Source organism: uncultured Nitrospira sp. (genome assembly GCA_902500695.1).
Taxonomy (GTDB): Bacteria; Nitrospirota; Nitrospiria; order Nitrospirales; family UBA8639; genus Nitrospira_E.
The window spans coordinates 1-26,307 of the sequence record CABVRQ010000009.1 but is presented as its reverse complement, the minus strand read 5'-3'; the positions used below and the strand labels follow the sequence as shown (position 1 = coordinate 26,307).

The window sequence follows — 26,307 nt, the reverse complement described above, 5'->3', positions numbered from 1 at the left end:
CCCAAGGCTTCATTCATTTTTTTTGGTCTTCATTCATTTTGAGCCAAACGCCTGTAAGTCTCTTCATATTGATTCTGATGACTCCTTACGCCTGACCGGTAGAACCACAGGAGATTCATCTATGTATCGCTGTGAAAAATGCCAGGGAACGATGTTACTTGATCGGGAAGTCGACATGGAATCAGGAATGTCTCTTCTGGTCTTCTGGTGTATTAATTGTGGCCTACGAAAACAAGCCGAGCGAGCACCGATTCCCCTCATCGAAGTGTCCTAGGTTAGCGTTTGATTCCTCAATTCCTTGACCCGGATTGGCAGATACAATCTGAACGTCCTGCCTGTCCAGGTCTTTGGAATAAATTTTCCAGGATCGGGAGGAAGGAGACCGATCAGTGAAGACCCGTCTCATCGCGAAATATTCCTGCTCGAGTGCAAGCAACGCGTAGGATTCACTCCTTGTGAGGGCATGAAGTTCCGCTTTAGTCGTCCGTCACCGGGAACCATAGAACGATGGTCCTGCTGACAAACATCAGGAACCAGGAGAACAGGAGAATTTAGGAGCCTGTCGGACTTAGGATGAATCGGCTGCAAAAGTGTCTAAGCGGTCCATATTTCGCCGCTTTCTTGGACCATAGTCCCACTATGGGCCAGCGAAATCGTCAAAAATCTGGCCTCGCTCATCCGCTTTTTCGCTTTCGATCCCCTAAGTCCGACAGGCTCCTAGGAATCCGCATCCAATTCCACATTCCAATATAAATAATCCCGCCAACTCTCCGGGGCATGACGGATGCCGATCATGAGCGTCAGGCGTGGAGTCCATTTAGGTTTGACGGGCTCCTTGAGTAATTTCATCCCTGCCTCATGGGGCACACGCCCGCTTTTCCGGTTATTACATCGCCAACAGGCCGTCACAATGTTTTCCCAGGTTTTCTTCCCACCTTTGGCAATTGGCATCACATGATCAAAGGTCAATTCTTCTGTGCGAAAACGTGTATAGCAATATTGGCAGGTATACCGATCTCGGGTAAAAATATTGATACGAGAAAATTTCACAGCATGATGATTTGAGCGGAGTTTGACCATGTTGAGGAGACGCATCACGGACGGCAATTTAAAGGAAATGGACACCCCTCGAATATCCCGATCATAAACCTCAAGGACTTCGACTTTTCCTTGCCACAACAAATTAATGGCTTTTTGCCAATGCACGACGCGCAAGGGCTCATAGGTAGCATTGAGTAGCAGGGTCATTTCCATACGAACGTACTCTAGAGACCTCGCCAGGTTGGATAAAACTCTGTTCCTATATCACCGACCAATCCAGAGAATCAAGCGACGGCATAAGCCTATTGTTGCGCCAGGAAGAAGTTGATATATTAAGGGTTTTGGCCCATTAGAGTTGACCATGCCCTTGAACTTCCATCCGGTTGCCAAGATTCAGGATCTCCCTCCAGGCACATGTCAAAGCATTGAACTCCAGGAACACGGCATTGCCTTATTTAATCTCAATGGTGCGATCTATGCCCTTGATAATACCTGTCCCCATGCCGGAGGGCCACTGGGAGAAGGAACTGTAGAGGGAGATTTCGTCGAATGCCCCTGGCACGGATGGAAGTTTCATATCAAAACCGGAGTATGCAAAAAAAATCCGAGCCCGAGCTGGAATGTACCGTGCTATGAGGTACAGGTGGTTGATGGGATCATCCACGTCGCCCAACCGACATCTGATAATAGGGAAGAGTAGAATGTTAAAAACCCTGCAATCTTGAAAGTGCCCTCCATCCCAATAACTTTCACTGGCTCATCACAACAACGCAGATCGTGAGAACTCTGAGACGGACAGGGAATTACAATGAGGAGCTTAGGCAGGGAAAACGTCGTCAGCCGATCCTGCTTCTATTTTGCTTAAAACAGGTAATTTCAGGATCATGGCCGGAAGGGATGAAATTTGATCGCCATGTGGAAGTGGCGGCAAATTCTCAAACGGCATCAATTGTTGGGCGGCTAACGAGATCACTCGAATTGATTTTTCCTTACTATCCACTCTCCAGGCATATTCCCGCTCGATCCACTCCACGGAGCCCTTCTCTCGGACAATTTTACGCACCATATATTTATCTTCACCTTGAGCCTTTACCTGCCAATCTCCTTCAAGAAACGGAATGCCCTTGGTTACCAAATCATCGACCAACAGCTGAAGTGCTTCGTCCAGCGTATACCCTTCTCGGGACCGGTGCTTTTTGACCAACTCCAAGGCTTCCAACGCAAGAGGATCATCTGGAAGTTGATACCCTGTCGGCTGCACATAGCGATACACCACAAAAAATCCTATAACCAGAAAAATAACGAGAAGATATCCGATGATCTTTTTAAATTGAGTCGACATGCCATTTATCCATTGTTGTAATCTGAAAAACCTCTCATCTACCTAGGGCGGATCATCCCGTGACCAGAAAGATCTGGTCATGGGGACCCGATTCCCTTTGATGTTATAGCACACATGATTCCTACGTGCCTCTAGGTGCCTGACCTTCCGTCTACCGTTTCCTAATCGCAGCCCCCCTCCCGCAAGGCCTTTTTTAGGGCATGAATCACCCTATTATTATCACGTGGGTGGCGAATGGCAAGCCGAAGTGCCGGCTGAGTCATTCCAGAAAATGTCTGACAATCCCGAACGAGAAGCCCCTGTCGTGCCATTCGTGAAACAAGACCGGCTGTCACACATGTCGAGGGTAACTCCGCCATCACAAAGTTCGCGGATGCGGGAATGATCCGAAGTCCAGGGACTTCGCGCAACCGCTTTATAAACCGTGGTCGTTCCTGTTGCATAAATTTCACACTTCGTTGCCGGTACCTGACGTCATCTACCGCCGCGACACCGGCCTCTTGTGCAAAATGGCTGACCGACCACGGAGGGAGCAGACGACGGATCGTGGCAACCGTCTCCGGCGCCCCCACCAGGTACCCAAGGCGAATTCCCGGCATTCCATAAAATTTCGTAAAACTTCTGAGAATGAGCAATCGTCTGGCGTTCGAAATCTCCTTGATCAGGGAATGCGAGGGGCAAAAATCGATAAAGGCCTCGTCAACCACCATCCAAAGCCCGGCTTCTTCAATTTTCCGATACAGCGTTCGAAGGGATCGGGCTGTCACCACTCTTCCTGTTGGACTATTCGGATTACAAACAAACACGGCCGTATGTGATTCCCCACCCCTGCGCGCGGCCTTCTGAGAACCTGCGTGAATAGCGTCCACGAGAAGCGAAAGCTCTTCCATGGGAGGAGCATACTTTTCCCCGGATGTGGCCAGGACATGCGTACAACGCGCACCCGCTATATGAAGAGATGCCTCATACTCCATAAACGTAGGACCTGCCACATATCCCTGCCGAAGGGACAGAGCCAGAGGTAAAATCCGAATCAATTCGGACGACCCGTTACCCAACGCAATCGAGTCCGATGAGATGCCATGCTCTTTGGCCAGTCGCATACGCAACTCTTCAGCAGAAGGATCGGGATAATGCCCGCAGGCAGGTAGAGCTGCCTGCATAGCCCTTAACACGGAGGCAGGTGGACCCAACGGATTAATACTGGCACTGAAATCAATAAAGGAGTCCACGGATCGTCCGAGCGCCTTCGCGACCTGATGAACCTGGCCTCCATGCACAACCGGCCGGGTCACCACATCACCCAACCCAGGATCCCCATAATCAGTAGCCCATAGGCAATCCCCATGACTTGTAACGCGACAGGAATGAGTGCCATGGAACACGTCGTGATCGGATCACCCAACCTGGCGCGCACTTCCCGCACCCCGCCATACACATTACCACCACCGAGTTGAACGCCAAGAGCACCCGCCATGGCCGCTTCGGGCCACCCACTATTCGGACTGGGGTGACACCGCGCATCCCGCCGGCAAATTCTCCAGGCTGAACCACCGGTACCCAATCGCATCGCCGCAGCTACACTCATTGCTACCGCTGTAAGTCGGGCCGGGACCCAATTGACAAGATCATCAGCCCGTGCGGATGCCCAGCCAAAATCACGATAGCGATCGGTACGATAGCCAACCATTGAGTCCAACGTACTGATGGCTTTATATGCCATGGCACAGGCAGGTCCTCCCAATGCAAGATAGATCAGCGGCGCCACGATGCCATCGGAGGTATTTTCAGATACGGATTCCACAGTCGCCCGAACAATCTCTTCTTCTGAAAGGTCGGCAGTATCCCGGCCAACTAACCGGCCGACCTCAACCCGAGCCGATACGAGTGACCCCATTCTCAATGCCCGATGGACCCGCATGGCATGATCCCACAAATCCCGACCGGCAAGCGTGGTAGAGCCCAGCACCACCCACATCACCATGCCAAATTGTTCATCTACCAGTTCAGCCCATTCCAGGATGCACTGGGTCACTAAAAAGGCTCCAAAAGGAAGCCCCACGGCCAATCCCAGTCCGGCCATTCTTTTTGCCCATGGGCTCGAAATTCGCTCTAATGTCAATCGTTCATACGCGTGAATGAGGAACCCCATCAGGCGGACAGGATGAGGCAACCAGCGGGGATCGCCTACCATCAGATCAACGATGCACACCACCAGGAATTTGAACCCTGTCAGGTCATCCGCCACCGTTAGTCCGGGAATTTTGAAACGGAAGGGTCGGAAGTGGTTCCAGTCAATTCTGCAAGACAGGTCGGGCAAACGCAGTCATCATACCGTTTCGCGATACTGTCATATTGGGCATCGCTCACGGGGACATCCTTACACCAACATCGGGAGAGTCCACACTCAAAAGCTCGACCGCAACGTTCGCACTGCTTAGGATAAGTTCGTGTCATGCTGAATCGGCCTCCTGTTCATGAATGGCCCTGTTAATTATTCCCCAAACTCTGAGAACACGAGGACGACCGGACCCAAGATTAAAAAGAGGACTTCGACCGCCTCGTTCATCGCGCCCAGCACATCTCCCGTAATCCCGCCAAACTTCTTAGACATCCACCAGACGACAAATCGAACGACGAAGCACACGACTATCATCAGCATAGCCGCTGTGACCGCATTGAACATTCCCCACAACCCCAACCCCACAACCGTTGTGGCTACTAGAACATCCCGCCACCTCACCGTCCGGATAAACTGTGCAGCCAACCCTTCCGATCGTGGATAGACAACACCCCAACAACCGATCACCATCGCCCATCGCCCAATGGCCGGCATACAGAACAACATGGCCTCTCGAAATCCGACTGGCAGGGCCAGAAGTCCGGCATAGCGAAGCCCAAGAATCAACATCAACCCTGTGGCCCCAAGGGCCCCGATACGGGAATCCCGGAGAATCGTCAGACGATGATCAGAATCCCTTCCCCCGGAAAGTGCATCAACCGTATCCGCCCAACCATCAAGATGGAGACCTCCAGTGACCAGCACGTAGAGAGTCAGCATCACCATATTCAAAACCACGGGAGGAAAGAGACTCCCCAATAATCGATCGATCATAACAAGGCTCGCGCCAAGCAGAAATCCAACAAGAGGAAACCATTGAAGGGAGGCTCCGAACATCGCGGAATGAATCTTTGAACCTGAACCTCCCGGAAGAGGAATGATCGTCAACAGTTGCCACGCCAAAGAAAACGAGGCCCATAGACTCCTCATGCCAATTCCGGGAAGGGGACTACAGCCTCATCCACGCCGGCACTTTCGAACGTGGCCATTTGCGTGAGACAAGCCAAACTCGATTGAAGCAATCCAATCGCCAAACAGGCTCCTGTACCTTCCCCGAGCCGAAGATCCAGATCCAACAGCGGGCGCAACCCTAACGAGTCCATGGCCAAACGATGCCCGGGCTCCGCAGAGACATGGGAAGGAATCAAATAGGCCTGGCAATGGGGCTCCAGGGCGACGGCCAACAAGGCGGCGGCCCCGGTGATAAATCCATCCAGGACGACAGGCACGCGGCATGCTGCCCCACCCAAAAGAATTCCGACCAATCCACCGATTTCAAATCCCCCGACCTTCGCCAGCACATCCAAAGGATCGTGAGCGTCGGGCGTATTTCGTTGGATCCCTCGCTCAATCACCTGAATTTTTTTCGCCAATTGCAGCGCATCCACTCCTGTGCCTTTCCCGGTCACGTCAGCCACAGGATGACGCGTCATGACCGCAGTAATGGCACTGCTGACCGTGGTATTGCCAATACCCATTTCTCCGGTTCCGATTAACCGGATTCCGTCAGCGTGAGCTTCCTGGACAAGACGGATCCCTTCTTCCACACTTTGAACAGCTTGTTTCCGACTCATGGCAGAGCCTTCACACATATTCCTGGTCCCCAACCCGATCTTTCTCACCCACAAACCGGATGGTGCACCCATGTCCTCTTGAACGCCCATATCCACCACACGGACCTTGGCTCCAATCTGGCGAGCCAGAACATTGATCGCTGCCCCACCTTGTAAAAAGTTTTTGACCATTTGTGCCGTGACTGATGAGGGATAGGCACTGACGCCTTCTCTTGCAACACCATGATCGGCAGCCAGAACAAACACCATGGCGTCCGGAATTTTTACCGGAAGCGACTGGGTTATCGAGACGTACTGGGTTCCTAAGGACTCTAGCCGACCAAGGCTTCCCTGAGGTTTCGTCAATCGATCCCATAACACCTCAGCACGACGAACACCCGCCGATGAGACCGGTTGAATCGCGGCGAGGGTTTCCTGAATGAACGGAGAAGAATGGCTCATCGGTTACTTCAGTCTGAGGGGCAACCCGCTCACCAGAAAATAGACTTCATCAGCTTCAGCCGCAACCAGTTGATTCATCCGGCCCGCCACATCTCGAAATGACCGGCTGATCGCATCCCCGGGCACCAAGCCGAGACCCAACTCATTACTGACCACAACAACCTGACCGGGACAGGCGCGGGCCGACCGAAGAAATGCCCTGACATGTGTCGGGACTTGCGAAGGTCGCACCTTATCTCGCAAAAGATTATTCAGCCACAGCGTGAGACAATCTACGACAATACTGGAATAGCCTGATCCTTCCTCGGCCAGCCATTCGGCAATCTTGGTAGGAATTTCAATGGTCGCCCACCCGCGGCCCCGCGACCGCTGATGCTTCTGTATTCGACTGGCCATTTCCTGATCGAACGGCTCTCCGGTTGCGACGAATGCGCGTGGAGATTGCGTTTTTCCCTGTTGTAACGCAAACGTACTTTTTCCCGACCGTGCCCCTCCAAGGACAAAAATCAGCTTTGATGAGACATGGAGCTTTTTCCGGGCCACGCGAGGACCGGGAACAGTGGCCGGCGAAGAGAACGAATCTCTCACCAAACGCTGATGTGATGGACGGACGGAACGCATGAAATATCTCCTACTCTACTCGTACCAACTATGAAATGATCGCGACATACGTACTGAATACCAATAACCGAACGAGGCCAATGCTACGTCTTTCGGGAGGCTGCTGGTTCCCGTTCCCACAGGAATTCAGCTTCTCCCTGTTTTTTCGTGACCCAACGCGCAAACACAAACAACGCGTCACTCAGCCGATTGAGAAAAATAACCAATTCCCGCTCGACGGGTTCTTCCCTCGACAGAGTGACACACAACCGTTCGGCACGACGACAAATTGTACGGGCGACATGCAGCAAAGCGGCAAGTTGTCCCCCACCGGGCAAAATAAATTCTTTCAAGGGCGCCAGATCTTTTTGGCACTCATCAATAAGATGTTCCAAGTGGGCCACATCCTCCTGAGTCACGGTTGGCATATTCGGAAATGATTCTCCAGGAGCTGTTGCGAGAATACCACCAAGATCAAATAACTTATTTTGCGTCCACTTCAAGATGTCCCCCATTCGCTCGAACACCTCAGCATTCGTTCCGGTCTGTCCGTTCGAAACCCGAGCCAAGCCAAGCATGGAATTCAATTCGTCCACCGTGCCATAGGCTTCCACCCGGACAGAATCTTTCCAGACTTCCTGTCCGCCAGCCAATCGGGTTTTCCCGGTATCACCTGTACGGGTATACACTTTGGATATCCGCATTGTATAAGTCTCCAGAAAAAAGTTGAATATTTCGTTTGTTCTTGAATTGAGCAGGGATTAAGAGAAATGTGGCACCATCGTATCGTTAATCATCAAAGGACCTCAAGGCTTAAGACCTCCTGTATTCCGCGATGCCTTGTGACACCGATGTATACACGGCACGGCCCATCATTTCTCCAAGAACCGTGTGAAGACCACAATGATCTTCTTCAATTTCACCGCTGGCTCCTACCACGAGACAATCGGTGCCTGTTAAGTCTGCAGGATGATTGGACTTGCGACTGGTTGCACCGCTATCCCGAAACGCTGCCGTTTTTGCCGAGGAGGCGATATGTACCGCCTCGATACGCCCGGCAATCGTCGGAAGAGCATTGGTCGTCACCACAACATTCACCGTTCCAGACGAACGGCATGGATATCCCAGCTCAACATCGGCATCGTCAAGGACAGAGCGGGCATTCGACAATCCGACCGTCACGAGGACATGTACCCAGGCACCCGATGAATGGAGAAAACAGTCGGTAAATGCACTCACGTTGGCAGCGGTCATTAAACCAATGGTCTCTTCGGGAATGAGAGAATGTGCTTTGAATAAAAGCCCAAAATCTTCTGCCAGCGTGGCCGAAGAGGAAGACCCGTTAAGACCCACTTGGACATTGGCAACGCCAGAAGCAGATACGTCCCCACCATTCCAAGGCGCCCAACTCAGGCAATCGAAAATCCCTGGAAACCGGACAATCAGACAATTGGGTTGTAGATCGATCTGAAGTGGAGAGGTCACCGTCTTCACCGCATTATTCCCCCGTAGACTCTAAGGATAGAATAGAAGGCTTATTAGTCTTGGGGTCAGGACCGGACGGGCCGGATTTATCACTGCTACGCGTTCCCCATCTCTCATAATGCACAAGTTCCTCAAGTGGCATGCGTTTGCGCCATCCTGCTTTTTCAAGATCCGGTTGATGAGCAAAACCCTTCACATATCCGACACACAAATAGGCAACGACCCATACGTCTTGAGGTATGCCTAAGACCTTCTTCAAGAGATCATATTCGAGAATAGAAACCCAGCCTACCCCAATTCCTTCGGCCCGTGCCGCAAGCCAGAGGTTTTGAATGGCGCAGCATGTACTATACAAATCGGTCTCGGGCGCAGTGGCACGACCTAAAACGGCTGGGCCACCCCGGTCACGGGAACAGGTCACACAGATATTGACGGGAGCTTCCTGAATGCCTTCCAGCTTGAGCCCACGGTACAGATCGGCTTTCGGTCCTTCATACCGAAGAGCCGCCTCTTCATTTGCCTGAAGAAAGAGGTCTTTAACGGCTTGTTTAGTCTCGGGGTGACGAATGACCAAAAAATCCCATGGCTGCATAAAACCCACGGAACCCGCATGATGAGAGGCCAACAACAATCGTTGAAGAATGTCCTCGGGAATCGAATCAGAAAGGAAATCCCTGCGAACATCTCTCCGTTCGAAAATAGCCCGATAGACGGCTTCCCGCTCTTCAACGGAAAAGTCGCCGGGGGATTGAGAGATCGTCTGTTTCAAAATTCGACTCCTTTTTGAGCCTTGATGCCTTTGCGAAAGGGATGCTTAATCATCTTCATTTCCGAAACCAGGTCAGCGGCTTCAATGAGTTCCGGTTTCGCCCCCCGCCCGGTCATGACCACATGCAGTCCGGGAGGACGCTGACCCACCGCCATCAGGACTTGTTCAAGCGAGACATATTCATGATGGATCGCGATATTCAATTCGTCCAGAATGACCATGCCAAACTGTGGATCCTGAAGCATTCTTTCAACTCCCGCCCAAGCCTCTTGAGCCACCTGTGCATCCCGTTCACGATCCTGGGTTTCCCAAGTATACCCCTCACCCACTCGAAGGAAGACCACCTGGCTTCCAAAGCTTTTCAGGATGCGCTCTTCTGCAGTATCAATGGCCCCTTTGATAAATTGCACCACCGCCACATTCATGCCATGTCCGAGGCATCGGATGGCCATGCCCAATGCCGCAGTGGTTTTGCCTTTGCCTGCACCGGTGTAGACGATCAATAAACCCTTTTCTTCCTGTGCCGCGGCAATTCGTCGATCCACAGAAGCTTTCAACCGTTCCATGCGAGCCTGATGCATTTGATCGCTCATCGCCTATTCCCTCTCATCGCAGCTTCACCCCTTGCCGCTTCGACCAAAGCCGCAGGGACATGAGGGTGACTGGAAAAATGTAAATGCGTATACAGGGCGATGACATTCCCTACCGTAATGCCATCCCCTCCACGGTCCCGTCCCTGCGCATCGGTGAGATGGCCGAGATAGTCCAGATCTCCCTTGGGGTGAAGCGTTGAGTAGTGAAACTCATGCCCACGAATCCGTACTCCCTCGTCCCCAAGAGGTCCTCCGCGAGTCACAGTCAACTCACGATACCCCAAGGTCATGGTTGTCCGGCTCATCGCCGTTTCAGCCGGGATCACTCCAACCATGTCATAATCACTTCCATCAAAATCTCTGAGGGTTTTTGCCAGATACATCAAACCGCCACATTCGGCATAGACCACTCCACCCCGTGCCGCAAATGCCTGAATGGACTGACGCATGGCACTGTTTCGTTGTAACACTTCCGCGTAGATTTCCGGATACCCTCCTCCCAGATACACCAGATCCACATCAGGAAGTGACGAATCCTTCATGGGAGAAAACCGGACCAACTCCCCACCCGCCTTTTCAAGGAGTTGGAGATTCTCCGGATAATAAAAACAAAAAGCCTGATCAAAAGCTACCCCGACTCTCACGGATCGAGTCAACGGCCTCGGGTCCTCAGCCGCAATACCAGAATTCGTGACGAACATTTCAGAACCGGCCTGAGCTAACTGTTCAACGCAAACCAAATCGATCGTTGTGGAAGCCAGTTGACCAAGCCTGGCATATAATTCGGTCTCCGATCCTTCCATTGCCGTCCGTAGTCCCAAATGGCGATCAGGAATGGTCACGTCCAAATCAGCGCGGAGATAGCCCACAACCGGAATACGGGTTCCCTGTTCTACAGCTTCCTTTAATAACAGGTAATGGCCTTCACTGTTCAGACGATTAAAAATCACCCCGACGATATTCAACGACGAGTCGAAATTGGCATAGCCATACACCATCGCAGCGGCCGAGCGGGCCATGGCACTCCCATCCACGACCAGGAGGATCGGCGCATGCAGTTGATGAGCCATGTCGGCAGTACTTCCCGTGGCGTTGACCGGGGAACTTCCATCAAACAGCCCCATCATCCCTTCGATAATCGAGAGGTCGGCACCGGAGGCCGCCTCTTGAAAAATGCGTCGATTCACCACTGGTCCGAGCATCCACCCATCCACATTTCTGGATTCTCGTCCGCAAGCTAATTGATGATGCCCTGGATCAATGAAGTCCGGACCGACTTTAAACGGTTGAACCGTGCGCCCCTGAGCTCGAAAAGCCGACAGGAGCGCCAATGTCACCGTCGTTTTGCCCACTCCGCTATGCGTGCCCGCAATGACCAATCTAGGATAGCTCATGTGTTGTCCGAGGAATCAGAAGATTTTGACACGGGAAGATCAAACGTCACTCGAATGCCACCGAATACCGACCGTACCGGCGTTCCAAAGTACAGCACTTCTTCATAATGGCGATTCAGAATATTATCCACCCGCACATATCCTTGTAGGGACGGTGTAATGTCATAAGAGGCCGCAAGATTGATGAGGTAAAAATCCGGGAGTCGCTGTTGGTCGCCGGTCGTGTTATAGCGGGAACCCACATACCGGAACGTCGTGGTCATACTCAACGGAGCGATGGGTTGATAGGTCAACACGACGCTGCCTTGATGAACCGGCCAGCGAGGCAGCCGGGCCCCCGTCTCCAGGTCTCTCGTAATTGTATAGGTATATTGTCCCTGAAGATCCAGCAACTTCATATATGGCAGCCCTTCAGCCAGGACCAGCTTGGCACTTCCCTCCCATCCCTGACTTTTCGCAGACCCGAGATTCTGCGCGCAAAACCCGAAAGGTGATAATGATGCACAGCCTGCAGGGTCAAACGCCGTGACAATAAGTTGCCGATAGCGGTTCCAGAAATACCCCCCACTCAAGGCCACGCGCTTGTCCCAAAATGTTTGATCAATCCCGATATCGAAGCTTTGACTTTTTTCGGGCTTAAGATTCGGGTTTCCGAAATTGGGAAAAAACAATTCATTAATCGTTGGAGCTCGAAATCCGGTGGCATAACTGGTCCGGAGTTTCGTGCCGGTTTCTTTGAGAAGATACCCTCCCGTCACACGATAGGTCGTCGCATCACCGAACGAATTATAGGAATCCTGTCGGAATCCCCCAGTGGCAAAAAACCGGTCAAACAGGTTCAATTGGAGCTGGGCAAATCCGGCATTGCTTGAGAGCGTTTTTTCAGAAAACGTGCCTTTATTTTCTCCGCGTTGTTGTCTGAATTGATAGCCAACGGTCAGAAGAAGAGGCTTCCCGATTTTAAAATTACTCTGCCATTCAATCCGATTACTCTTTGTTCGAATATCTGAATTGTTAAACGCACCGGGTACATCCTCCAACCCTGTGATAATGCTACGTTGAATATCCCCGGCCTGAGTGATTAACGATTCCTGGGCATGAGCGAGGGTCACCTTCTGGTCCCACCAGTCAGTGATCGGTTGATGATAACTCCCGCTATAGATAAATTGTTCCCCGGTGGACTTCGCTTTGAACACATCGAAGGGACCGCCGAATGTACTGGGATTATCGAGATCGATATCGTTATTGATCCACCGGAACGCCAATTCCAACCGCCCGTCCCACGGCCCCTTCACCCCTAACAACGAAGACGCCTGCCAATTGCGAAACGCATCCCGTTCGGTTGCCCCTCGCCGATAATTGACCGAAGAAAACTTGGTCATATCCCACCGCGTCAAGGTGGCAGTAAAATCTACCGGTCCCATTTGTCCGGCAAAACTCCCTCCTTCTCGAATCGAATTAAACGATCCATATTCTGAAAAGATTCTGGCAACCGGATCACCGGTACCGCGCTTGGTTCGAATGTCGACGACGCCACCGGCAGCGTCAGAACCCCACAGCATGCTCTGCGCCCCACGGAGGACAGTCACGGACTCGATATTGTCCGTGGTCATCGTGCCGAAATTAAATTCCCCGAGTGTCGCACTGTTCACTATGGCTCCATCAATGAGCACCAACGTTTGAGCCGAACTCCCTCCACGAATCCGAACCGTATTGTTGGAACCCGGTCCACCCGAGGAAAACGTCGCCACACCTTGACTCAAACTGATTGCATCCACAAGCGTTCGGCTCTGCCGGCGCTGCATATCTTCTTCCGTAATGACTTCAACTGCACTCGTGGTTTGAGTCAGAGGCACAGGAGTTTTCGTCGCCGTGACGACCATGGGGTCTAATTCCGTGACAGGCTGGGAATCTTGAGGATCCGCTGCCGCAACAATGGTTGGAAAGAATAGGGATATGACGAGCAATCCCAAATTTCGAAAACCTACGACAAGAACACACGAACGCAGAATTCCTGAAAACATGATCCACCTCCCTTTCGCACGAAGGGGTTTTATGGAAGAGACCGACTGTCGGGTATCCTGACTTGCGGATCATCGCGTTTCTGCGCCTTCTCATGGACACCAGGTCCACAATGGACTCTTGCAGAATTACTCCCCGCTTACAGTGGCGGCACCGTGCTGGATTTACACCAGCTTCCCCGTCACAACCGTCGTTTTTCCTTTAAATTACCCTACTCCTTTGTTAAATGGTTAATACCGATACCGACACCCAACACATCCCAGAACACTTCCTTGCTTCACCCTTTTACACCGGCAACGATACCCGGGGTAATCCTGATTGAGGATGACCATCTACCAGGACCGGGCAGCCGTAAACCGATTCCAATAAATCAGGACGCAGGACTTCTAAAGGAGATCCCATCTCCACAACCTGTCCATGGTGTAACAACATCAGGCGATCACAGTATTGACTAGCCAGATTCAAATCATGAGACACCAAAATCACCGTTAGGCCACGCTCCCTATTCAGCCGCCGAAGAATTCGCGCAATATCCAACTGATGGTGCAAATCCAAAAAAGCGGTAGGCTCATCCAAAAGTAATATCTGTGGCTCCTGAGTCAGGGCACGCGCAATCACTGCCCGCTGACGTTCCCCTCCCGACACATCCGTAACCAGCCTGGATCCCAGGTGCGTGACATCCAACTCTTCCATAGCCTGATGCGCGATTCGCCAGTCGTCAGAATCCTCCCAATGCCAGCCTCCCCAACCCCGATGATGAGGAAAGCGTCCCATGAGAACCATTTCTGCGATGGTAAAGGGGAAAATCTGCATGGTCTCCTGCGGAACCAACGCTACTCGCCTGGCCACCTCCGCCTGGGATAGAAGGGAAAAGGGATTCCCGAATAACTCAATCGTGCCGGAGCCTTGACGCAGGACACGGGCAAGAAGCTTGAGTAAGGTACTTTTCCCGGACCCGTTCGGACCAAGAATGCCAAGAATCTTCCCCGAATCAATCGAGCAGGTGAGATTCTTCAGCACCGATTCGGATGTGTCGCGGGAATGAGTGTCATAGCGAAACGTCACATCTCGAAGCACATAGGCCGGCCCGGCAATAAAAGGATCGGATTTCATCATCACATTCCCACACGCATATTTCGATTCATCAGCAGAAACAAGAATACGGGACCGCCCACCAACGCCGTGACCACACCGACAGGAAATTCTCCCGGACTCAAGACGGTTCGCGCCACCGTATCGGCCAGCATCAGAAATATGCCTCCCACAAATCCGGCAACCGGGAGTAAGAGTCGATGATCCGCACACAAGACCAGGCGGACGGCATGTGGCACGATCAGCCCGACAAATCCGATAATTCCGCTAAAACTCACAACCGCCCCTGTCAAAAGTGCTGACGCGACAAACACCAATTGTTTGACCCGCTCAACTTCAACCCCCAACGATCGGGCTGTTTCTTCGCCAAGGGTCAAGAGATTTAAAGACTGGGCTTGTGTCCCCAACACAATCAACCCCACCCCTAAATACAGAGACAAAATCCCAAGGGTGGAGAAATCCGGGCCGGTTAACGATCCCATCAACCAGGCATACATCCCGAAGGCCCGATTGGGATCGGCCACACTGGTCAGGAACATAATGAACGCGGAAAAAATCGCATTCAACACCACCCCGGCTAATAACAGGGTGTAGATCGAGAATCCAGTGCCCGCTGATGAAATACGATACATAATCAACAAAGACAGAAGGGCTCCCGCAAAGGCGCACACGGGCAAGGCCGACAGGCTCCACACGGATACTCCCACGCCAAACAAAATGGCAATAGCGGCGCCCAGCGCCGCGCCGCTGGAAATACCGATGATAAAGGGATCAGCCAGGGGATTCCGCAACAAGGCCTGGAGCGCGACCCCAACCATGGCCAGACTGCCGCCAACGAAAAAGGCCAATATCAGCCGGGGCAATCGTACCTGAAGCAGAATGACTGATGCCGGATCCGTCCCCATAGTCACCGGCTCTCTTCCCATGAATGCTCCAAACAGAATGGACCAAATCCGGGAGAACGCAATAGACTCGGTCCCAAATCCAAGACAGGCCCAAAGGGCCCCCACCGCAAACAAGAACGATAGGCCCACCCACACACACCACCGACGGATCGTGAGCGTCGGTAAGGAGGAGGCCGGCATTGGCAAAGGCGGAGAAGCATGTACCCACTCCGTCGAATCTGTTGTCGATGGGGAAATGGTCAGTGGCGGAACTTTTGCCATGGGGTTCACAAACAAGGTTTATCTTTGAGATTCAGTGAGCACGATGGTGCAACAGGCTCCAGGAACCGACCGGTCGGGTATTGGCCATTGTCGGATCAGGATGATCCTCCTCAAGGTAACTCAATTGGGAAGGTTATCCTGACTCACTTCCGGATGCAGAATTTTGACCAAATATTTCAGCCCTTCAAGAATCCGTGGACCGGGACGATTGAGAAGATCGCTATCAACTTGAAACAGCTTGTCGTGTTGCACCGCTGCAAGCGTCGTCCACCGTTTCCATGAATCCTGTTCCACCTGTGAAATTCCTTCCTGCCGCCCTACCGGAAACAACAGGATATCCGGATTTTGCCGTAAGACTTCTTCCATTGTCAGACGCGGGTAGGGAGCGATCGCTTGCTCAGCAGCATTTCTGCCACCCGCCATCTCAATCAGTCGATGAATAAAACTCCCGGGCCCGACCGTGATCAATGGTGAGGAATTCAAGATATACAACAATGAGGGGCGAGGCAGATCCACCAACCGGCTCGACAAGCCGGCAAGTTGTTTCCGCATAAGAGCCGCTTTGGCATTCGCTTCTTCAGAATGGCCGACCATACGCCCCAATAACTGAATGTGAGCGAAAATGTCTTCCACCGTATGCGCGTCAAGAATAAAGGTAGGAATTTTTAATTGTTCCAGCTTGTTGAGGAGATCGGCACGCAGGAACGACCTGGGCGCCAGCACCAATTGCGGTTGAAGTCCCACAATCATCTCAATATTGGGAGTGGCATATCCCACCTTCGGCTTACCCAATGCCTCGGGAGGGAAATCGCAAAATTCGGTGACCCCGACAATTTCCTCATTCAACCCGATAGCAAAAAGAATTTCAGTCACACTTGGAGCCAGTGAAACAATGCGCGTAGGGGGATTGGCCAGATAGAGCTTGCGGCCAAGATCATCCACAAAGGTGCGGGGAGCCACATTGGCCATGAAGGGCATACCGGTCAAAATTCCCTGTTGGCGTCGTTTCATCATCTCTCCATCAAAGGCCAACACCACATCACCCGAAAACCCGAATTGGAAGATCGCGCACCAGACCACGATTCCAAGGACCATGTGGCGTACACTAATGCTCAAAATAAAAAATCCCCAAGGCTTACTCAACCTTGAGGATTGCACCCGATTCTTCATCCTCACCACTTCCCCAGCCCACGAGGGAACATTGGTCTTGGAAGGAATGAGGTATTCTGGCTCCTGAGTAAATAACCTACTTTCCGCGCCTTCCCATCCGAATTTTACAATCAGATCCGGACAGTGGCTCTGGCGGGGTTCGTCCTCAGTTACAGCGGCGGGACCGCGCGGGAATTGCACCCGTTTCCCATCATTCTTTCCGTGTATGTTTTTGGAGAATGTAGGAGGGACGTAGCCGCTTTGTCAAGAAATGGCTTTTCAGGTATTGTTGGCCGGCACGGGGTTACCTGTTCCAAAAGATACCTCACCAACCGGCCTTCGCCATTCACCCACACCATAAACGAAGCTCCCCGGCTCACGCAGTATCAGGACATTCCCTAGTGAAATTGGCAGAGGAGGCGCGGGACATGCTTCATGCAAATATGCACAGATTCACCATTCAAGGAACTGTTGAATATTGTAAAAATTCCCCGCTTCATCACCTTAGGGAGTCAACGAAGCTCACCAGGGAAAATAGTGGAGTGTTCAAAAAGGCCCGTCCAGCAAGGCCGCAGCCGCTTGGACGAGCGGAGCGTACGGAGGAGTACGTGAGCACGGCCAAGGGGCGAGAACGCCGCTGGCGGCATTTTTCAACACTCCCATTCAAAGTTCTGACGAATCAGATTCATCCATGATGTGAGGACGTTTGAGGATGAAATTAAGCTCTCCTCCTAGCAAGAGGGTCAACCCGCCGACATACAGCCACATCATCAGGATAATCACTCCCGTAATGGGTCCATAGACAGCATTGTAATTGATGAAATTCTCCACATAAAACTTAAGCCCCAGGGAGAGAATAATCCAGAGAAATACGGCGAGTACGGACCCCGGTTTCATCCACTGCCATTCATGATCACTGTTCGGCGCCCAATAATAGACCAGGTTATTAGCCACCAACATGAGAAGAACGATGACCGGCCACTGCAACAGTGGCCAGCCAAGCGTCAACCACCATACAGACCCGGTCACCTCTGCCACCCATTGACTCACATGCCCACCGGCCAGGATCAAGATTAACGAGGTGATAAAAAAGACCGCAGCACCTATCGTCAGCAACACAGCAGTCAGGCCGACTTTCCAAAGCGGTCGAGTTTCCCTCACCCCATAGACTGCATTTAAGGTGTTGATAATGGCCATCATGCCCCAGGAAGCCGCCCAAAGAGAGCCTAGGAGACTCAAGGAAAACAGTCTCCCCCCACTGCCCTGGACCATCTGTTCGACATAACGCTCAACAAGAATCAGGGATTCGGCAGGAAGAACTTCCTGCGCGTAGGGCATGACAGTGGGCAAAACCACCTGTTTGGGCAACATACCGATGAGCGCCGTCACCCCCAACAGGGCGGGAAATAACCCCAACAAAAAATAAAACCCGAGCTGCGCGGCCCGTCCAAACACATCGTCCTCGCATGAGGCGGCCCACACCTCTTTGGCCAATGCCCACCATGCCCCTGGCCGTCCAGACCAGGCCGATTTAGGATTGCCCAACCCCGGCTCCGCAGTTTTCCATAAAAACTTTTGATCCTCTCTCATCGGTATATAACATACTCCACACTCGGATCAGATCTGAATATGGCAGGCTCTTGAAAAAATCAACGCCTCTTTATTTCGATTTTTGGTGCCAATCTGGAGCGGAACCGCCTAACCCCAATGTCGAGAAAATACGACCCACATCAAGATGGCCTTCTAGATGGTCTGCCCAGCGATCCAATGCCTGCGACATCCGCTTTGAAACCTCCGTTGATATTTCCAAATCAAGTGGCGCGAGGCCCTTACGGAATCGCACCCGATTCAACCATCGACGGCGAAATTCCGGTTGATCAAAGACCCCATGAATGTAGGTTCCCCAGACGCGCCCGTCCGGACTCATCGCCCCATCCAAGCGTACGTCTTTCTTTTCTAGTGAAGGCTTCTCCTGGTTAGGAAGAATCCCAAAGCACGATGGAATGTCCTTCGCACCCTTCGTGGCCCCCATATGAATTTCATACCCTTCAACCAGACATTCATGGCCCCAGGAATCCCGTAAGGAGCGGGCACGGACTTGCTCCGTTTTCTTGTGAGCAAGCAATTCCGTCTCGACTTCCAGTAACCCGAACCCTTTCGACGAACCACCAGTTTCAACATGCTGTGGATCCGTAATTTCTTTCCCTAACATCTGGAATCCACCACAGACACCAATAATTTCGCTTCCGCATTTGACATGTGTCATCAGCGATTCTTCGAACCCAACCTTCCGGAGATATTCCAAATCGGCAATCGTTGTTTTACTTCCCGGTAGAACAATAGCATCCGCCCCATCCAGTTCTTGGGGCGAAGCCACATAGCGAAACGCCACATCCGGTTCCGCAGCAAGTTGATTGAAATCCGTAAAGTTACTCATATGAGGCAGCAACACGACGGCGATATTGACGGTATCGTCTTCAAAAGGCGTCTTTCGAAATCGATCAATATCCACACTGTCCTCCTGATCCAATTCCAGATTTCGTAGATACGGCAATACGCCTAATACCGGAACGCCCGTGCGTTCTTCTATAAATGTGACACCATCTTCAAACAACGTCAGATCCCCTCGAAATTTATTAATGACGACCCCGATCACCCGCTGCCGTTCTTCCGGGTTCAGCAAATCCATTGTGCCAATGACCTGCGCAAACACGCCCCCCCGATCAATATCGGCCGCCAACACCACCGCCGCATCAGCCATCTCAACCACCGGCCAATTCACAATATCCCGATCCCGAAGATTCATTTCAGCAGCACTGCCCGCCCCTTCAATCACCATCACGTCATACTGCTTGGACAGCCGGTCATAACTCGCCTTCACAAATTCAAACAGTTGCGATTTCCGCTCGAAATAATCCCGGGCATTCTGACTTCGCCAGACTTTTCCTTGAACAATCACTTGAGATTTGGCGTCGGCTTCCGGCTTCAACAGAATCGGATTCATGTCCACATGCGGAGCCAACCCACAGGCTTGAGCCTGAAGCACTTGGGCCCGCCCCATCTCTCCTCCATCCATCGTGACGAAAGAATTCAGCGACATGTTTTGTGCTTTAAACGGCGCCACTCTGACTCCGGCCCGATGCAACAGCCGACATAAGCCGGCCGTGACCAGACTTTTTCCCACATCGGAGCCTGTTCCCAATATCGCTAATGCCCGTTTCATCTCTGCCCTCTCTTTTAAAATGGCTGCAATCATGTCCTACAAGTGTGCTGCATGGTAAAAAATGAAGATCTCCGCTCGGGAAATAGTATCCTCAGTCAGCTTGCTCAGTCAGTTCACTCAGAACGTTGCACAGTGATTGCCGCCGCCCAATTTCCGGATCCGGGAGACGTCAGGTACACCTGCCCGCCGCCTTGAATCTGTTGTTCGGGTCCCCATTCTCCTGTGGCAATGTCAATCCAACGGACCACCAACGGCTTTTTCGTGCTGGACAAATCGATTCGCACTCCACCGCCAACCGGTAGGTACAAGGCAAAGGCATGGCCCCTGTGGGCTGACAGATAGACGTGATTCGGCTTGTGATCGGTGAGCAGATCATCTGCGGGTTCCAGGGTCCACAATGGAATCTGCGACTCCAGCTTTCTTGCCCCGCGAATACTGGCTACGGCCTTGTCATGAAGTCCCAGTCCTGCCGTGGGACGATGGAAACGAATAGACGCCGCCCCGCCCAACAGATTCCGCCAGAAGCGTTCGATCCCGTCCTGGTCGTTGCCGAATCGCTGGCCGGTCGCACCATAGATCTTTGTGATATTGATCGGTCGCGGATGCTTCGCCAGGTAATTTCGGGCTAGGAGAAATTGGTCCCAATGCTTTTGTCCAGTCTGGTGATTGTTCTGCGACACGTCGACGAAATCATAGACATCCAAATGATCGAACGTCCGCCTATGCTCTTCAGTGGTAATATCCCAGTCCCCCCACATTTCCGTGACAAAAATCTTTCTGCCTTCCTTTTCGGCTTGATGCTTGATGTATGTTGCCCAATAACGACCCCATTCTTCCTCACCATTTGTTTCGTTGTCCATGCAATAGAGCACATGATGGTATCGCAAGGTATATTCCAGCATCTTATCCACAAATCGCTTTTGATAATGCAGGACCACATGGTTGTTTCGCTGCCCGGGCGTGGTAAAGAAGAACGGTTGCTTGTTGTGATAGGCTGGATCAGGATAACGTTCGACGAATCCCGATTCCTGAAATGTGTAGGTAATATTATTGCGCGGGTTATACGGCTGAAGATTCCAGGTGTCGCCCATATAGTCCCAAGGGTCCCAAATCTCGATCTGCACCATGATGCCGCGCTTGGCCGTTTCTTGAAGCATCCGTTCGAATCGTGTCCAGTACTCGTCATTCCACTGATCTAAATCATACTGGCCATCCTTCACCTGTTTAAACGGGAAGACCTCAAAACCCCGATCCTGTCGACTGCTCATCGTGTTCCGGATAACATTACCACCTGCGGCTACCAACCTATCGAGCTGGGCCAGAAGATCTTCTTCCGGCCATTGAAACAGACTGTCGTCATCGCTCCCTCCTAACAACAGCACAGGCTCTCCATGATCACTCCAATACCAGGGATTCTTCGTCCATGGTTGAAGCGCAGGCTCGGCCGCAACGACATTGACCGAACAGATGAACACCAGCAAAAATGTCGAGATCATCGACTCTCTAAATTTCATCGATCCCTCCAGCAATCAATACTTTTTCTGCCTTTCCTTAACATTACAACTGATATCCACCTACTTTCAGGGATAAGAGCCCTATGGTACAGTGCCTTCTTTCCTAAACGCGAACCACAAACATGGCGGAACTATGAACACATCCCATCGGTCCACTCGTATCTTTCTCAAATGTTTCACATCAGTCCTTTTCGGAGGCTTGGTCCTTCTGTCCATGGCCCAAGCAGAGGTCGCATCAAAATCCCGTTCAAGCCCATCTCCTGGAGGCCAATCCAGCGCATTGCAAGGCGTTCTGGAGAAGGGAACCTTACGAGTCGGCATCGCATTATTTACCCCTTGGACCTTCAAGAATAAAGATGGCGAAATGGTCGGATTTGAAATAGACGTGGCCAGGCAATTGGCAAAGGACCTCGGGGTACAACCGGAATTTCATCTCTTCAAATGGGAGAAAATCATGCAGGCCCTTTTGAATGGGGATATTGATATTATCTCAGCAGGCATGGTGATTACTCCCCAACGTGCCCTGAAAGTAGCTTTCAGTCAGCCCTATAATTCATCCGGGATCGGATTGGTCACCAATATTCCATTAACGAAAGCCTTTAATGGACCAAAAGACCTCAATCGATCGGAAGTAATCATTTCAGCAGTAACCAAATCAATTAGCGAAGACCTTGCCCATCGTGTGTTCCCGGAGGCCACAATCAAAACCTTTTCCTCCAGTGAGGAGGCCATACAGGCCGTCACGAGTGGAAAGGTTCATGGGTACATCGAACATGAACCCATTACCACATTTGTTGCCCTGGATAATCCTGATACCGTGGATGAACCCTTATCTAAACCGTTGCTCGAGACAAAAGAGGCCTTTGCCGTCCGCAAAGGGGATCCTGACTTCATTAACTTCCTTAACGCATGGATTATCAGCCATAACGCCGATACCTGGCTGCGCTCCATTCACGAATACTGGTTCGAGGGAATCGAGTGGAGGAAGGATGTGGGCACGAACCCATGACGACCGCAGAACCAATTTTTGGAGATGGGCAGCCCACTTCCTCTCTAGGATTGATGGGGTTGCTTCTCCTTCTTCCGGCACTGCTCGCAGCGGCCGAGCTTGAAAAATCCGGCACGCATCTGTCTCTTCCGGATGAAGGCTCCTACCGATCTCCTCTCTCGGAAAAACTCCTGGAATCGAACAATTGGAGGATTCCCCAGGAGGAGAAACAGGAGTGGCGATTGCCACCACCTGCTCCTTCATTAGACTGGCGTGCGCCACAAGCAACAGAATCGGAAACATCCTCCTCCCGACGAACCATTGAACTGTTCCCTCGATACAAGTCCGGTAAACCATCGGACTATGATATGATTGAACACGAGGAAAAGCCGTTAATTAAGATGTTTGAATTCGGTTCAAAATAAATCCTGGATCGCTATTCATCTTGCTCCTCCACTGTTGCCCTCGGTAGCGCAGATAGCGCACAATTGGCCTATGAGCCGTCGAACATCCAGCCATATCCAGCAAGGACACACCTCGACCTCACCGGTTCCCACTCAGGTCGTCTCCAGCGAAGAATTTCTCCCGCCTCCACAGTCCATCAAACAACAACAGGTCGAGTGGCTAATCGACCAAAGCAGCAAACGGCTGAGTAGCCATCTCGGCATAAATCGGCGGGATTTCCTCAAAACCACGGGTGGAATGGCTCTGGCTTTTTTGGCCATGAACCAGGTCTTTGGAAAATTCTTTGATGTGCTTGATGTTGAAGCGGCAGAACTCCAGGCGGTTCAGGAACGCAAGGGGGCGGCGCCGTTTATCTTCGATGTCCAAACGCATTACGTCAGTTCCTCCTTCAAACAGCCGGGCTGGAAAGACGGACTCCTGGGATTGCGCCGCCAGGCCAAAGAAATGGGCCTGAATCCCAAGCTCTCCGGCGATCGTGGAACGATGGAAGACCTGAGTCTGGAAAACTACATCAAAGAAGTCTTTCTGGATAGCGACACGTCTATCGGCCTCATCAGCACCCCGCCTGGACCCTATCCATGGGAAGCCGTCGTCCCCCCGAAAGAAATGACGCATATCCGTGATGCCATCAACCGTCTCACCGCTTCCCAGCGAATGCTCGCGCATGGGCTGGTCATGCCCCAGTTAGGCAAGGTCGATCTTGATTACATGGATCAGCAAGCGGAGACGTTCAAGGTGGATGCCTGGAAATGTTATACCGGCTCGCCGCCGAAAGGCTTCGAGCACGGCTGGTGGCTGAGCGATGAAAAAATCGCCTACCCCATGCTTGAAAAAGCGCAGGCCCTCAGCATCAACAATATTTGCGCGCACAAAGGCCTGCCGCTCGGCCACGTGCCCGAATACAACCATCCACGCGACATCCTCCAGGCTGCGAAAGATTTCCCCAAACTGAATTTCTTGATTTACCATTCCGGATTTCTTGGCACCTCCCGCATTAATCTTGATGAAGCCAAAAAAGGTGAGATTCCCTGGACCAGTGAATTTTGCCGTTTAAAACAGAAGCAACCGAAGCTCAACAATGTGTACATGGAATTGGGTTCGACCTTCGGGCAACTGGTCATCACCGAACCGGTCGTCTGTGCCCACCTGCTCGGACAAATTCTGCTGGCATTCGGTGAAGATCATCTTCTCTGGGGAACGGATTCCATTTGGTATGGCACACCTCAATGGCAGATCGAAGCCTTCCGGCGGTTTCAGATTCCCGATGAACTCCAGGAACAATATCACTATCCGGCCTTAACCAAAGATCTCAAATCCAAAGTCTTTGGGCTCAATGCGGCTAAACTATTTAAAGTGAACGTCGAAGCCAAACGGAAGGATGTCCCGAAGGATTATCTCAGCCACATCAAAATCGCCTACCTGGAAGAAGGCCCATCCCCCAGCCACCACGCGTACGGCTGGGTAGTAACATAAGGAACTTTTCATCCATGAAGATTTTTTGATTCTTACCAAATCAATTAAATTCGTTCCATGCTAGGGAAGAAAACTCGCAAAGTGCACTCAATAGTTTTCAGTTAATTTAGTATTATCCATCCATTCATAATCTTCTAAATAATTTATTCCAACTTTTTCTAATTCGGATAGAACCTCTCTTAAATCCAAAGATTTATTTCCCTTAGATCTAATATAATTTTGGTACGCTTCCTTGTGACCCAAAATATTTCTTAGGGGGTCAACAACATCCTCTTCCAACAACTTTTCTTTTAATATTGTCTCATTAAAATACTTGATAATCCTTTTGTGCAACAGGTCGGCATAATTCTTCTCAACATCATCTTGGCCCAGATAGTCTCCATGGACCAATCTTTGTCGCAAACCAGAATTGGGATCCACTTTGGTTCCCCACAAGTCCTGCTTTAGTTCTAGACCGATAATTTCTTCGATTTTCTGGTAAAATTTTTCCTTATATTTCTTATCTTCTCTGGATAGACCGGCTTTACCCAATGCATCCAACGCAGCACAAAGCAAAAGGATTTTAGAGGAATAACCAAAGGTATTAACTGCATCATTCCAATAGGAATAAAATGCACCAGGGATTACCTTATCAATGAGAAGTATTTCCAATGCCTTTTTCTCCCTATCTCCGAACATCAAGCCTACCCCTTCGGACTCTTGGACATATCTAAAAAAGGCAAAACTTTTGTCCAATCTCTTCACCAAAAAAGGCTGACAAGCAAACTCAGTGTAGCATTGAGAAATAAAAGCTATTTGAGGTATCACTCTTGCCATTTTTTTATTAAAGCAATCAAATGCCTCATTTTTATTTCCTGCCTTAACAATTACCTTGGCTAACCAGAAATTACTACCGTTAAACGGACCCCTATCCCAAAGAGAAAAATAAATCTCATCTAGGAGAAAAGAGGACGTCTCGGAATTAAATGTCATTGCAATTTGAGCAAGGGCTTCAACTCTAGACTGGATTTCATATTGGTATTCCATAATCAAAAATGATCAAGCATCGTTTCTTACTAAATCCAACCTTCTTCGTGTTCGAGCAAAATCCCAGTTCAAATCAAACACAAAATTCTCCCATTTGTGAATCGTCTCTGCTTATGATTAAATTATATCGCCTAGAATGTAATTCTTCCTCTCACCTGTGAGGTTAGCCATGCAGACATCACCGGTCTCACTGTTTTCCAGACTTCTCTGCTTCAGCTTTGCCGCATGTTTGGGATTGAGCTTCACCGCCTTCATTTCCCATGCTCAGCTCGAAACCGAACCTCACCCGATGGATACCTTCATAAAAGGTATTACCAATTTCTCTGAACCCACGGGTGTCCGGGGCACTGTGCGTTATATCGAAAAGGACCGCGAAACACTTTGGTTGAATTGGAAAGAACGATCGGATGCTAGACCGTTATTCGAAACCGAATGGAAGTTCGTTCCCGGGGATGCCATGTTAGCCGTCCAACCCCGGGATTCCGAACAGTGGGAAAAACTGTTAAACCTTTCGAATGATCTGCCTCTGGAACTGATCATCCAGGATGACGGGAAAGGTCACCGCCACATTCTCTCCTACGAGGATATTTCCGGTGGGCCCAAAGTCCC

27 protein-coding genes and 2 riboswitches are annotated in these 26,307 nt (G+C 51.1%); of the genes, 6 read left to right on the top strand and 21 right to left on the bottom strand.

Translation table 11 applies throughout. The features are described from left to right. Positions 1 to 121 precede the first annotated feature (121 nt). Positions 122 to 274: a hypothetical protein gene (locus AAH187_RS03750; RefSeq protein ID WP_312640453.1), complete on the top strand. Its 153-nt coding sequence runs from the start codon at positions 122 to 124 to the stop codon at positions 272 to 274. 443 nt (positions 275 to 717) lie between these two features. Here the strand turns inward: AAH187_RS03750 and AAH187_RS03745 are convergent, their stop codons facing one another. Continuing rightward, positions 718 to 1,254: an HNH endonuclease gene (locus AAH187_RS03745; RefSeq protein WP_342347095.1), complete on the bottom strand. Its 537-nt coding sequence runs from the start codon at positions 1,252 to 1,254 to the stop codon at positions 718 to 720. Positions 1,255 to 1,402: 148 nt separating this feature from the next. On the opposite strand from AAH187_RS03745, the gene AAH187_RS03740 reads away from it, so the two are divergent. Continuing rightward, the gene (locus AAH187_RS03740; protein WP_342347094.1) at positions 1,403 to 1,741 is read left to right on the top strand and encodes a Rieske 2Fe-2S domain-containing protein; all 339 of its coding nucleotides are present in this window, start codon (positions 1,403 to 1,405) and stop codon (positions 1,739 to 1,741) included. A gap of 117 nt (positions 1,742 to 1,858) precedes the next feature. Here the strand turns inward: AAH187_RS03740 and AAH187_RS03735 are convergent, their stop codons facing one another. From AAH187_RS03735 to AAH187_RS03645, 19 genes are all read right to left on the bottom strand, one after another. Then, positions 1,859 to 2,383, bottom strand: coding sequence for a hypothetical protein (locus tag AAH187_RS03735; protein ID WP_342347093.1), 525 nt, complete (start codon positions 2,381 to 2,383; stop codon positions 1,859 to 1,861). Positions 2,384 to 2,544: 161 nt separating this feature from the next. After that, positions 2,545 to 3,681 (bottom strand): threonine-phosphate decarboxylase CobD, encoded by a 1,137-nt coding sequence (cobD, locus tag AAH187_RS03730; RefSeq protein WP_342347145.1) that lies wholly within the window; start codon positions 3,679 to 3,681, stop codon positions 2,545 to 2,547. Continuing rightward, positions 3,675 to 4,631, bottom strand: a complete 957-nt coding sequence (gene cbiB / locus AAH187_RS03725; RefSeq protein WP_342347092.1) for an adenosylcobinamide-phosphate synthase CbiB — start codon at positions 4,629 to 4,631, stop codon at positions 3,675 to 3,677. Before cbiB ends, cobD begins: the two co-directional genes overlap by 7 nt. Before the next feature lie 2 nt (positions 4,632 to 4,633). Continuing rightward, the gene (locus AAH187_RS03720; protein WP_342347091.1) at positions 4,634 to 4,840 is read right to left on the bottom strand and encodes a cysteine-rich CWC family protein; all 207 of its coding nucleotides are present in this window, start codon (positions 4,838 to 4,840) and stop codon (positions 4,634 to 4,636) included. Positions 4,841 to 4,877: 37 nt separating this feature from the next. After that, a complete protein-coding gene (gene cobS / locus AAH187_RS03715) occupies positions 4,878 to 5,654 on the bottom strand; it encodes an adenosylcobinamide-GDP ribazoletransferase (protein ID WP_342347090.1) in 777 nt (258 codons plus the stop codon). Continuing rightward, complete coding sequence (cobT, locus tag AAH187_RS03710) at positions 5,651 to 6,739, bottom strand: nicotinate-nucleotide--dimethylbenzimidazole phosphoribosyltransferase (RefSeq protein ID WP_342347089.1); 1,089 nt, start codon at positions 6,737 to 6,739, stop codon at positions 5,651 to 5,653. Before cobT ends, cobS begins: the two co-directional genes overlap by 4 nt. Before the next feature lie 3 nt (positions 6,740 to 6,742). Then, positions 6,743 to 7,360, bottom strand: coding sequence for a bifunctional adenosylcobinamide kinase/adenosylcobinamide-phosphate guanylyltransferase (gene cobU / locus AAH187_RS03705; protein ID WP_342347088.1), 618 nt, complete (start codon positions 7,358 to 7,360; stop codon positions 6,743 to 6,745). 83 nt (positions 7,361 to 7,443) lie between these two features. Further along, positions 7,444 to 8,043 carry a cob(I)yrinic acid a,c-diamide adenosyltransferase gene (locus AAH187_RS03700; protein WP_342347087.1) on the bottom strand — a complete coding sequence of 200 codons (600 nt, stop codon included), beginning with the start codon at positions 8,041 to 8,043 and terminating at the stop codon, positions 7,444 to 7,446. Positions 8,044 to 8,152: 109 nt separating this feature from the next. Beyond that, complete coding sequence (locus AAH187_RS03695; RefSeq protein ID WP_342347086.1) at positions 8,153 to 8,833, bottom strand: adenosylcobinamide amidohydrolase; 681 nt, start codon at positions 8,831 to 8,833, stop codon at positions 8,153 to 8,155. 4 nt (positions 8,834 to 8,837) lie between these two features. Next, positions 8,838 to 9,593 carry a 5,6-dimethylbenzimidazole synthase gene (bluB, locus tag AAH187_RS03690; RefSeq protein ID WP_342347085.1) on the bottom strand — a complete coding sequence of 252 codons (756 nt, stop codon included), beginning with the start codon at positions 9,591 to 9,593 and terminating at the stop codon, positions 8,838 to 8,840. Then, complete coding sequence (cobO, locus tag AAH187_RS03685; protein WP_342347084.1) at positions 9,590 to 10,186, bottom strand: cob(I)yrinic acid a,c-diamide adenosyltransferase; 597 nt, start codon at positions 10,184 to 10,186, stop codon at positions 9,590 to 9,592. The genes bluB and cobO overlap by 4 nt, the downstream gene beginning before the upstream one ends. Further along, positions 10,183 to 11,580 (bottom strand): cobyrinate a,c-diamide synthase, encoded by a 1,398-nt coding sequence (locus tag AAH187_RS03680; RefSeq protein WP_342347083.1) that lies wholly within the window; start codon positions 11,578 to 11,580, stop codon positions 10,183 to 10,185. Before AAH187_RS03680 ends, cobO begins: the two co-directional genes overlap by 4 nt. After that, positions 11,577 to 13,604 (bottom strand): TonB-dependent receptor, encoded by a 2,028-nt coding sequence (locus AAH187_RS03675; RefSeq protein ID WP_342347082.1) that lies wholly within the window; start codon positions 13,602 to 13,604, stop codon positions 11,577 to 11,579. Before AAH187_RS03675 ends, AAH187_RS03680 begins: the two co-directional genes overlap by 4 nt. A gap of 29 nt (positions 13,605 to 13,633) precedes the next feature. Next, positions 13,634 to 13,827, bottom strand: a riboswitch (cobalamin riboswitch). A 60-nt stretch (positions 13,828 to 13,887) separates the two neighbouring features. Then, positions 13,888 to 14,718 (bottom strand): ABC transporter ATP-binding protein, encoded by an 831-nt coding sequence (locus AAH187_RS03670; RefSeq protein ID WP_342347081.1) that lies wholly within the window; start codon positions 14,716 to 14,718, stop codon positions 13,888 to 13,890. Next, positions 14,718 to 15,860: an iron ABC transporter permease gene (locus AAH187_RS03665; RefSeq protein WP_342347080.1), complete on the bottom strand. Its 1,143-nt coding sequence runs from the start codon at positions 15,858 to 15,860 to the stop codon at positions 14,718 to 14,720. The genes AAH187_RS03670 and AAH187_RS03665 overlap by 1 nt, the downstream gene beginning before the upstream one ends. A gap of 120 nt (positions 15,861 to 15,980) precedes the next feature. Next, positions 15,981 to 17,030 (bottom strand): cobalamin-binding protein, encoded by a 1,050-nt coding sequence (locus AAH187_RS03660; protein ID WP_342347079.1) that lies wholly within the window; start codon positions 17,028 to 17,030, stop codon positions 15,981 to 15,983. A 50-nt stretch (positions 17,031 to 17,080) separates the two neighbouring features. After that, positions 17,081 to 17,219: riboswitch (cobalamin riboswitch) on the bottom strand. Between the two features lie 453 nt (positions 17,220 to 17,672). Then, on the bottom strand, positions 17,673 to 18,599 hold the full coding sequence (locus AAH187_RS03655; protein WP_342347078.1) for a YihY/virulence factor BrkB family protein: 927 nt from the start codon (positions 18,597 to 18,599) through the stop codon (positions 17,673 to 17,675). Between the two features lie 70 nt (positions 18,600 to 18,669). Next, entirely contained in the window at positions 18,670 to 20,265 is a 1,596-nt protein-coding gene (locus tag AAH187_RS03650; RefSeq protein WP_342347077.1) for a cobyric acid synthase, read from the bottom strand. Positions 20,266 to 20,345: 80 nt separating this feature from the next. Next, positions 20,346 to 21,746, bottom strand: a complete 1,401-nt coding sequence (locus AAH187_RS03645; protein WP_342347076.1) for a hypothetical protein — start codon at positions 21,744 to 21,746, stop codon at positions 20,346 to 20,348. 214 nt (positions 21,747 to 21,960) lie between these two features. On the opposite strand from AAH187_RS03645, the gene AAH187_RS03640 reads away from it, so the two are divergent. The 3 genes from AAH187_RS03640 (at position 21,961) to AAH187_RS03630 (ending at position 24,672) form a co-directional block, all read left to right on the top strand. Continuing rightward, entirely contained in the window at positions 21,961 to 22,755 is a 795-nt protein-coding gene (locus AAH187_RS03640; RefSeq protein WP_342347075.1) for a transporter substrate-binding domain-containing protein, read from the top strand. Next, positions 22,752 to 23,159, top strand: coding sequence for a hypothetical protein (locus AAH187_RS03635; RefSeq protein WP_342347074.1), 408 nt, complete (start codon positions 22,752 to 22,754; stop codon positions 23,157 to 23,159). The genes AAH187_RS03640 and AAH187_RS03635 overlap by 4 nt, the downstream gene beginning before the upstream one ends. Before the next feature lie 70 nt (positions 23,160 to 23,229). Then, entirely contained in the window at positions 23,230 to 24,672 is a 1,443-nt protein-coding gene (locus tag AAH187_RS03630; RefSeq protein ID WP_342347073.1) for an amidohydrolase family protein, read from the top strand. Between the two features lie 87 nt (positions 24,673 to 24,759). On the opposite strand, the gene AAH187_RS03625 is transcribed toward AAH187_RS03630, so the two are convergent. Further along, the gene (locus tag AAH187_RS03625) at positions 24,760 to 25,698 is read right to left on the bottom strand and encodes a hypothetical protein (protein WP_342347072.1); all 939 of its coding nucleotides are present in this window, start codon (positions 25,696 to 25,698) and stop codon (positions 24,760 to 24,762) included. A 169-nt stretch (positions 25,699 to 25,867) separates the two neighbouring features. Here AAH187_RS03625 and AAH187_RS03620 point away from each other — a divergent pair. After that, positions 25,868 to 26,307, top strand: a 440-nt coding sequence (locus AAH187_RS03620; protein ID WP_342347071.1) for a hypothetical protein, incomplete at its 3' end; no start/stop codon positions are given.

Bases quoted from the DNA above. Each gene is read 5' to 3' on its own strand.
- AAH187_RS03750 (WP_312640453.1), top strand. From the start codon at position 122: ATGTATCGCTGTGAAAAATGCCAGGGAACGATGTTACTTGATCGGGAA.
- AAH187_RS03745 (WP_342347095.1), bottom strand. From the start codon at position 1,254: ATGGAAATGACCCTGCTACTCAATGCTACCTATGAGCCCTTGCGCGTC.
- AAH187_RS03740 (WP_342347094.1), top strand. From the start codon at position 1,403: ATGCCCTTGAACTTCCATCCGGTTGCCAAGATTCAGGATCTCCCTCCA.
- AAH187_RS03735 (WP_342347093.1), bottom strand. From the start codon at position 2,383: ATGTCGACTCAATTTAAAAAGATCATCGGATATCTTCTCGTTATTTTT.
- AAH187_RS03720 (WP_342347091.1), bottom strand. From the start codon at position 4,840: ATGACACGAACTTATCCTAAGCAGTGCGAACGTTGCGGTCGAGCTTTT.
- cobS (WP_342347090.1), bottom strand. From the start codon at position 5,654: ATGAGGAGTCTATGGGCCTCGTTTTCTTTGGCGTGGCAACTGTTGACG.
- cobT (WP_342347089.1), bottom strand. From the start codon at position 6,739: ATGAGCCATTCTTCTCCGTTCATTCAGGAAACCCTCGCCGCGATTCAA.
- cobU (WP_342347088.1), bottom strand. From the start codon at position 7,360: ATGCGTTCCGTCCGTCCATCACATCAGCGTTTGGTGAGAGATTCGTTC.
- AAH187_RS03700 (WP_342347087.1), bottom strand. From the start codon at position 8,043: ATGCGGATATCCAAAGTGTATACCCGTACAGGTGATACCGGGAAAACC.
- cobO (WP_342347084.1), bottom strand. From the start codon at position 10,186: ATGAGCGATCAAATGCATCAGGCTCGCATGGAACGGTTGAAAGCTTCT.
- AAH187_RS03680 (WP_342347083.1), bottom strand. From the start codon at position 11,580: ATGAGCTATCCTAGATTGGTCATTGCGGGCACGCATAGCGGAGTGGGC.
- AAH187_RS03675 (WP_342347082.1), bottom strand. From the start codon at position 13,604: ATGTTTTCAGGAATTCTGCGTTCGTGTGTTCTTGTCGTAGGTTTTCGA.
- AAH187_RS03670 (WP_342347081.1), bottom strand. From the start codon at position 14,718: ATGATGAAATCCGATCCTTTTATTGCCGGGCCGGCCTATGTGCTTCGA.
- AAH187_RS03665 (WP_342347080.1), bottom strand. From the start codon at position 15,860: ATGGCAAAAGTTCCGCCACTGACCATTTCCCCATCGACAACAGATTCG.
- AAH187_RS03660 (WP_342347079.1), bottom strand. From the start codon at position 17,030: ATGAAGAATCGGGTGCAATCCTCAAGGTTGAGTAAGCCTTGGGGATTT.
- AAH187_RS03655 (WP_342347078.1), bottom strand. From the start codon at position 18,599: ATGAGAGAGGATCAAAAGTTTTTATGGAAAACTGCGGAGCCGGGGTTG.
- AAH187_RS03650 (WP_342347077.1), bottom strand. From the start codon at position 20,265: ATGATTGCAGCCATTTTAAAAGAGAGGGCAGAGATGAAACGGGCATTA.
- AAH187_RS03645 (WP_342347076.1), bottom strand. From the start codon at position 21,746: ATGAAATTTAGAGAGTCGATGATCTCGACATTTTTGCTGGTGTTCATC.
- AAH187_RS03640 (WP_342347075.1), top strand. From the start codon at position 21,961: ATGGCCCAAGCAGAGGTCGCATCAAAATCCCGTTCAAGCCCATCTCCT.
- AAH187_RS03635 (WP_342347074.1), top strand. From the start codon at position 22,752: ATGACGACCGCAGAACCAATTTTTGGAGATGGGCAGCCCACTTCCTCT.
- AAH187_RS03630 (WP_342347073.1), top strand. From the start codon at position 23,230: ATGAGCCGTCGAACATCCAGCCATATCCAGCAAGGACACACCTCGACC.
- AAH187_RS03625 (WP_342347072.1), bottom strand. From the start codon at position 25,698: ATGGAATACCAATATGAAATCCAGTCTAGAGTTGAAGCCCTTGCTCAA.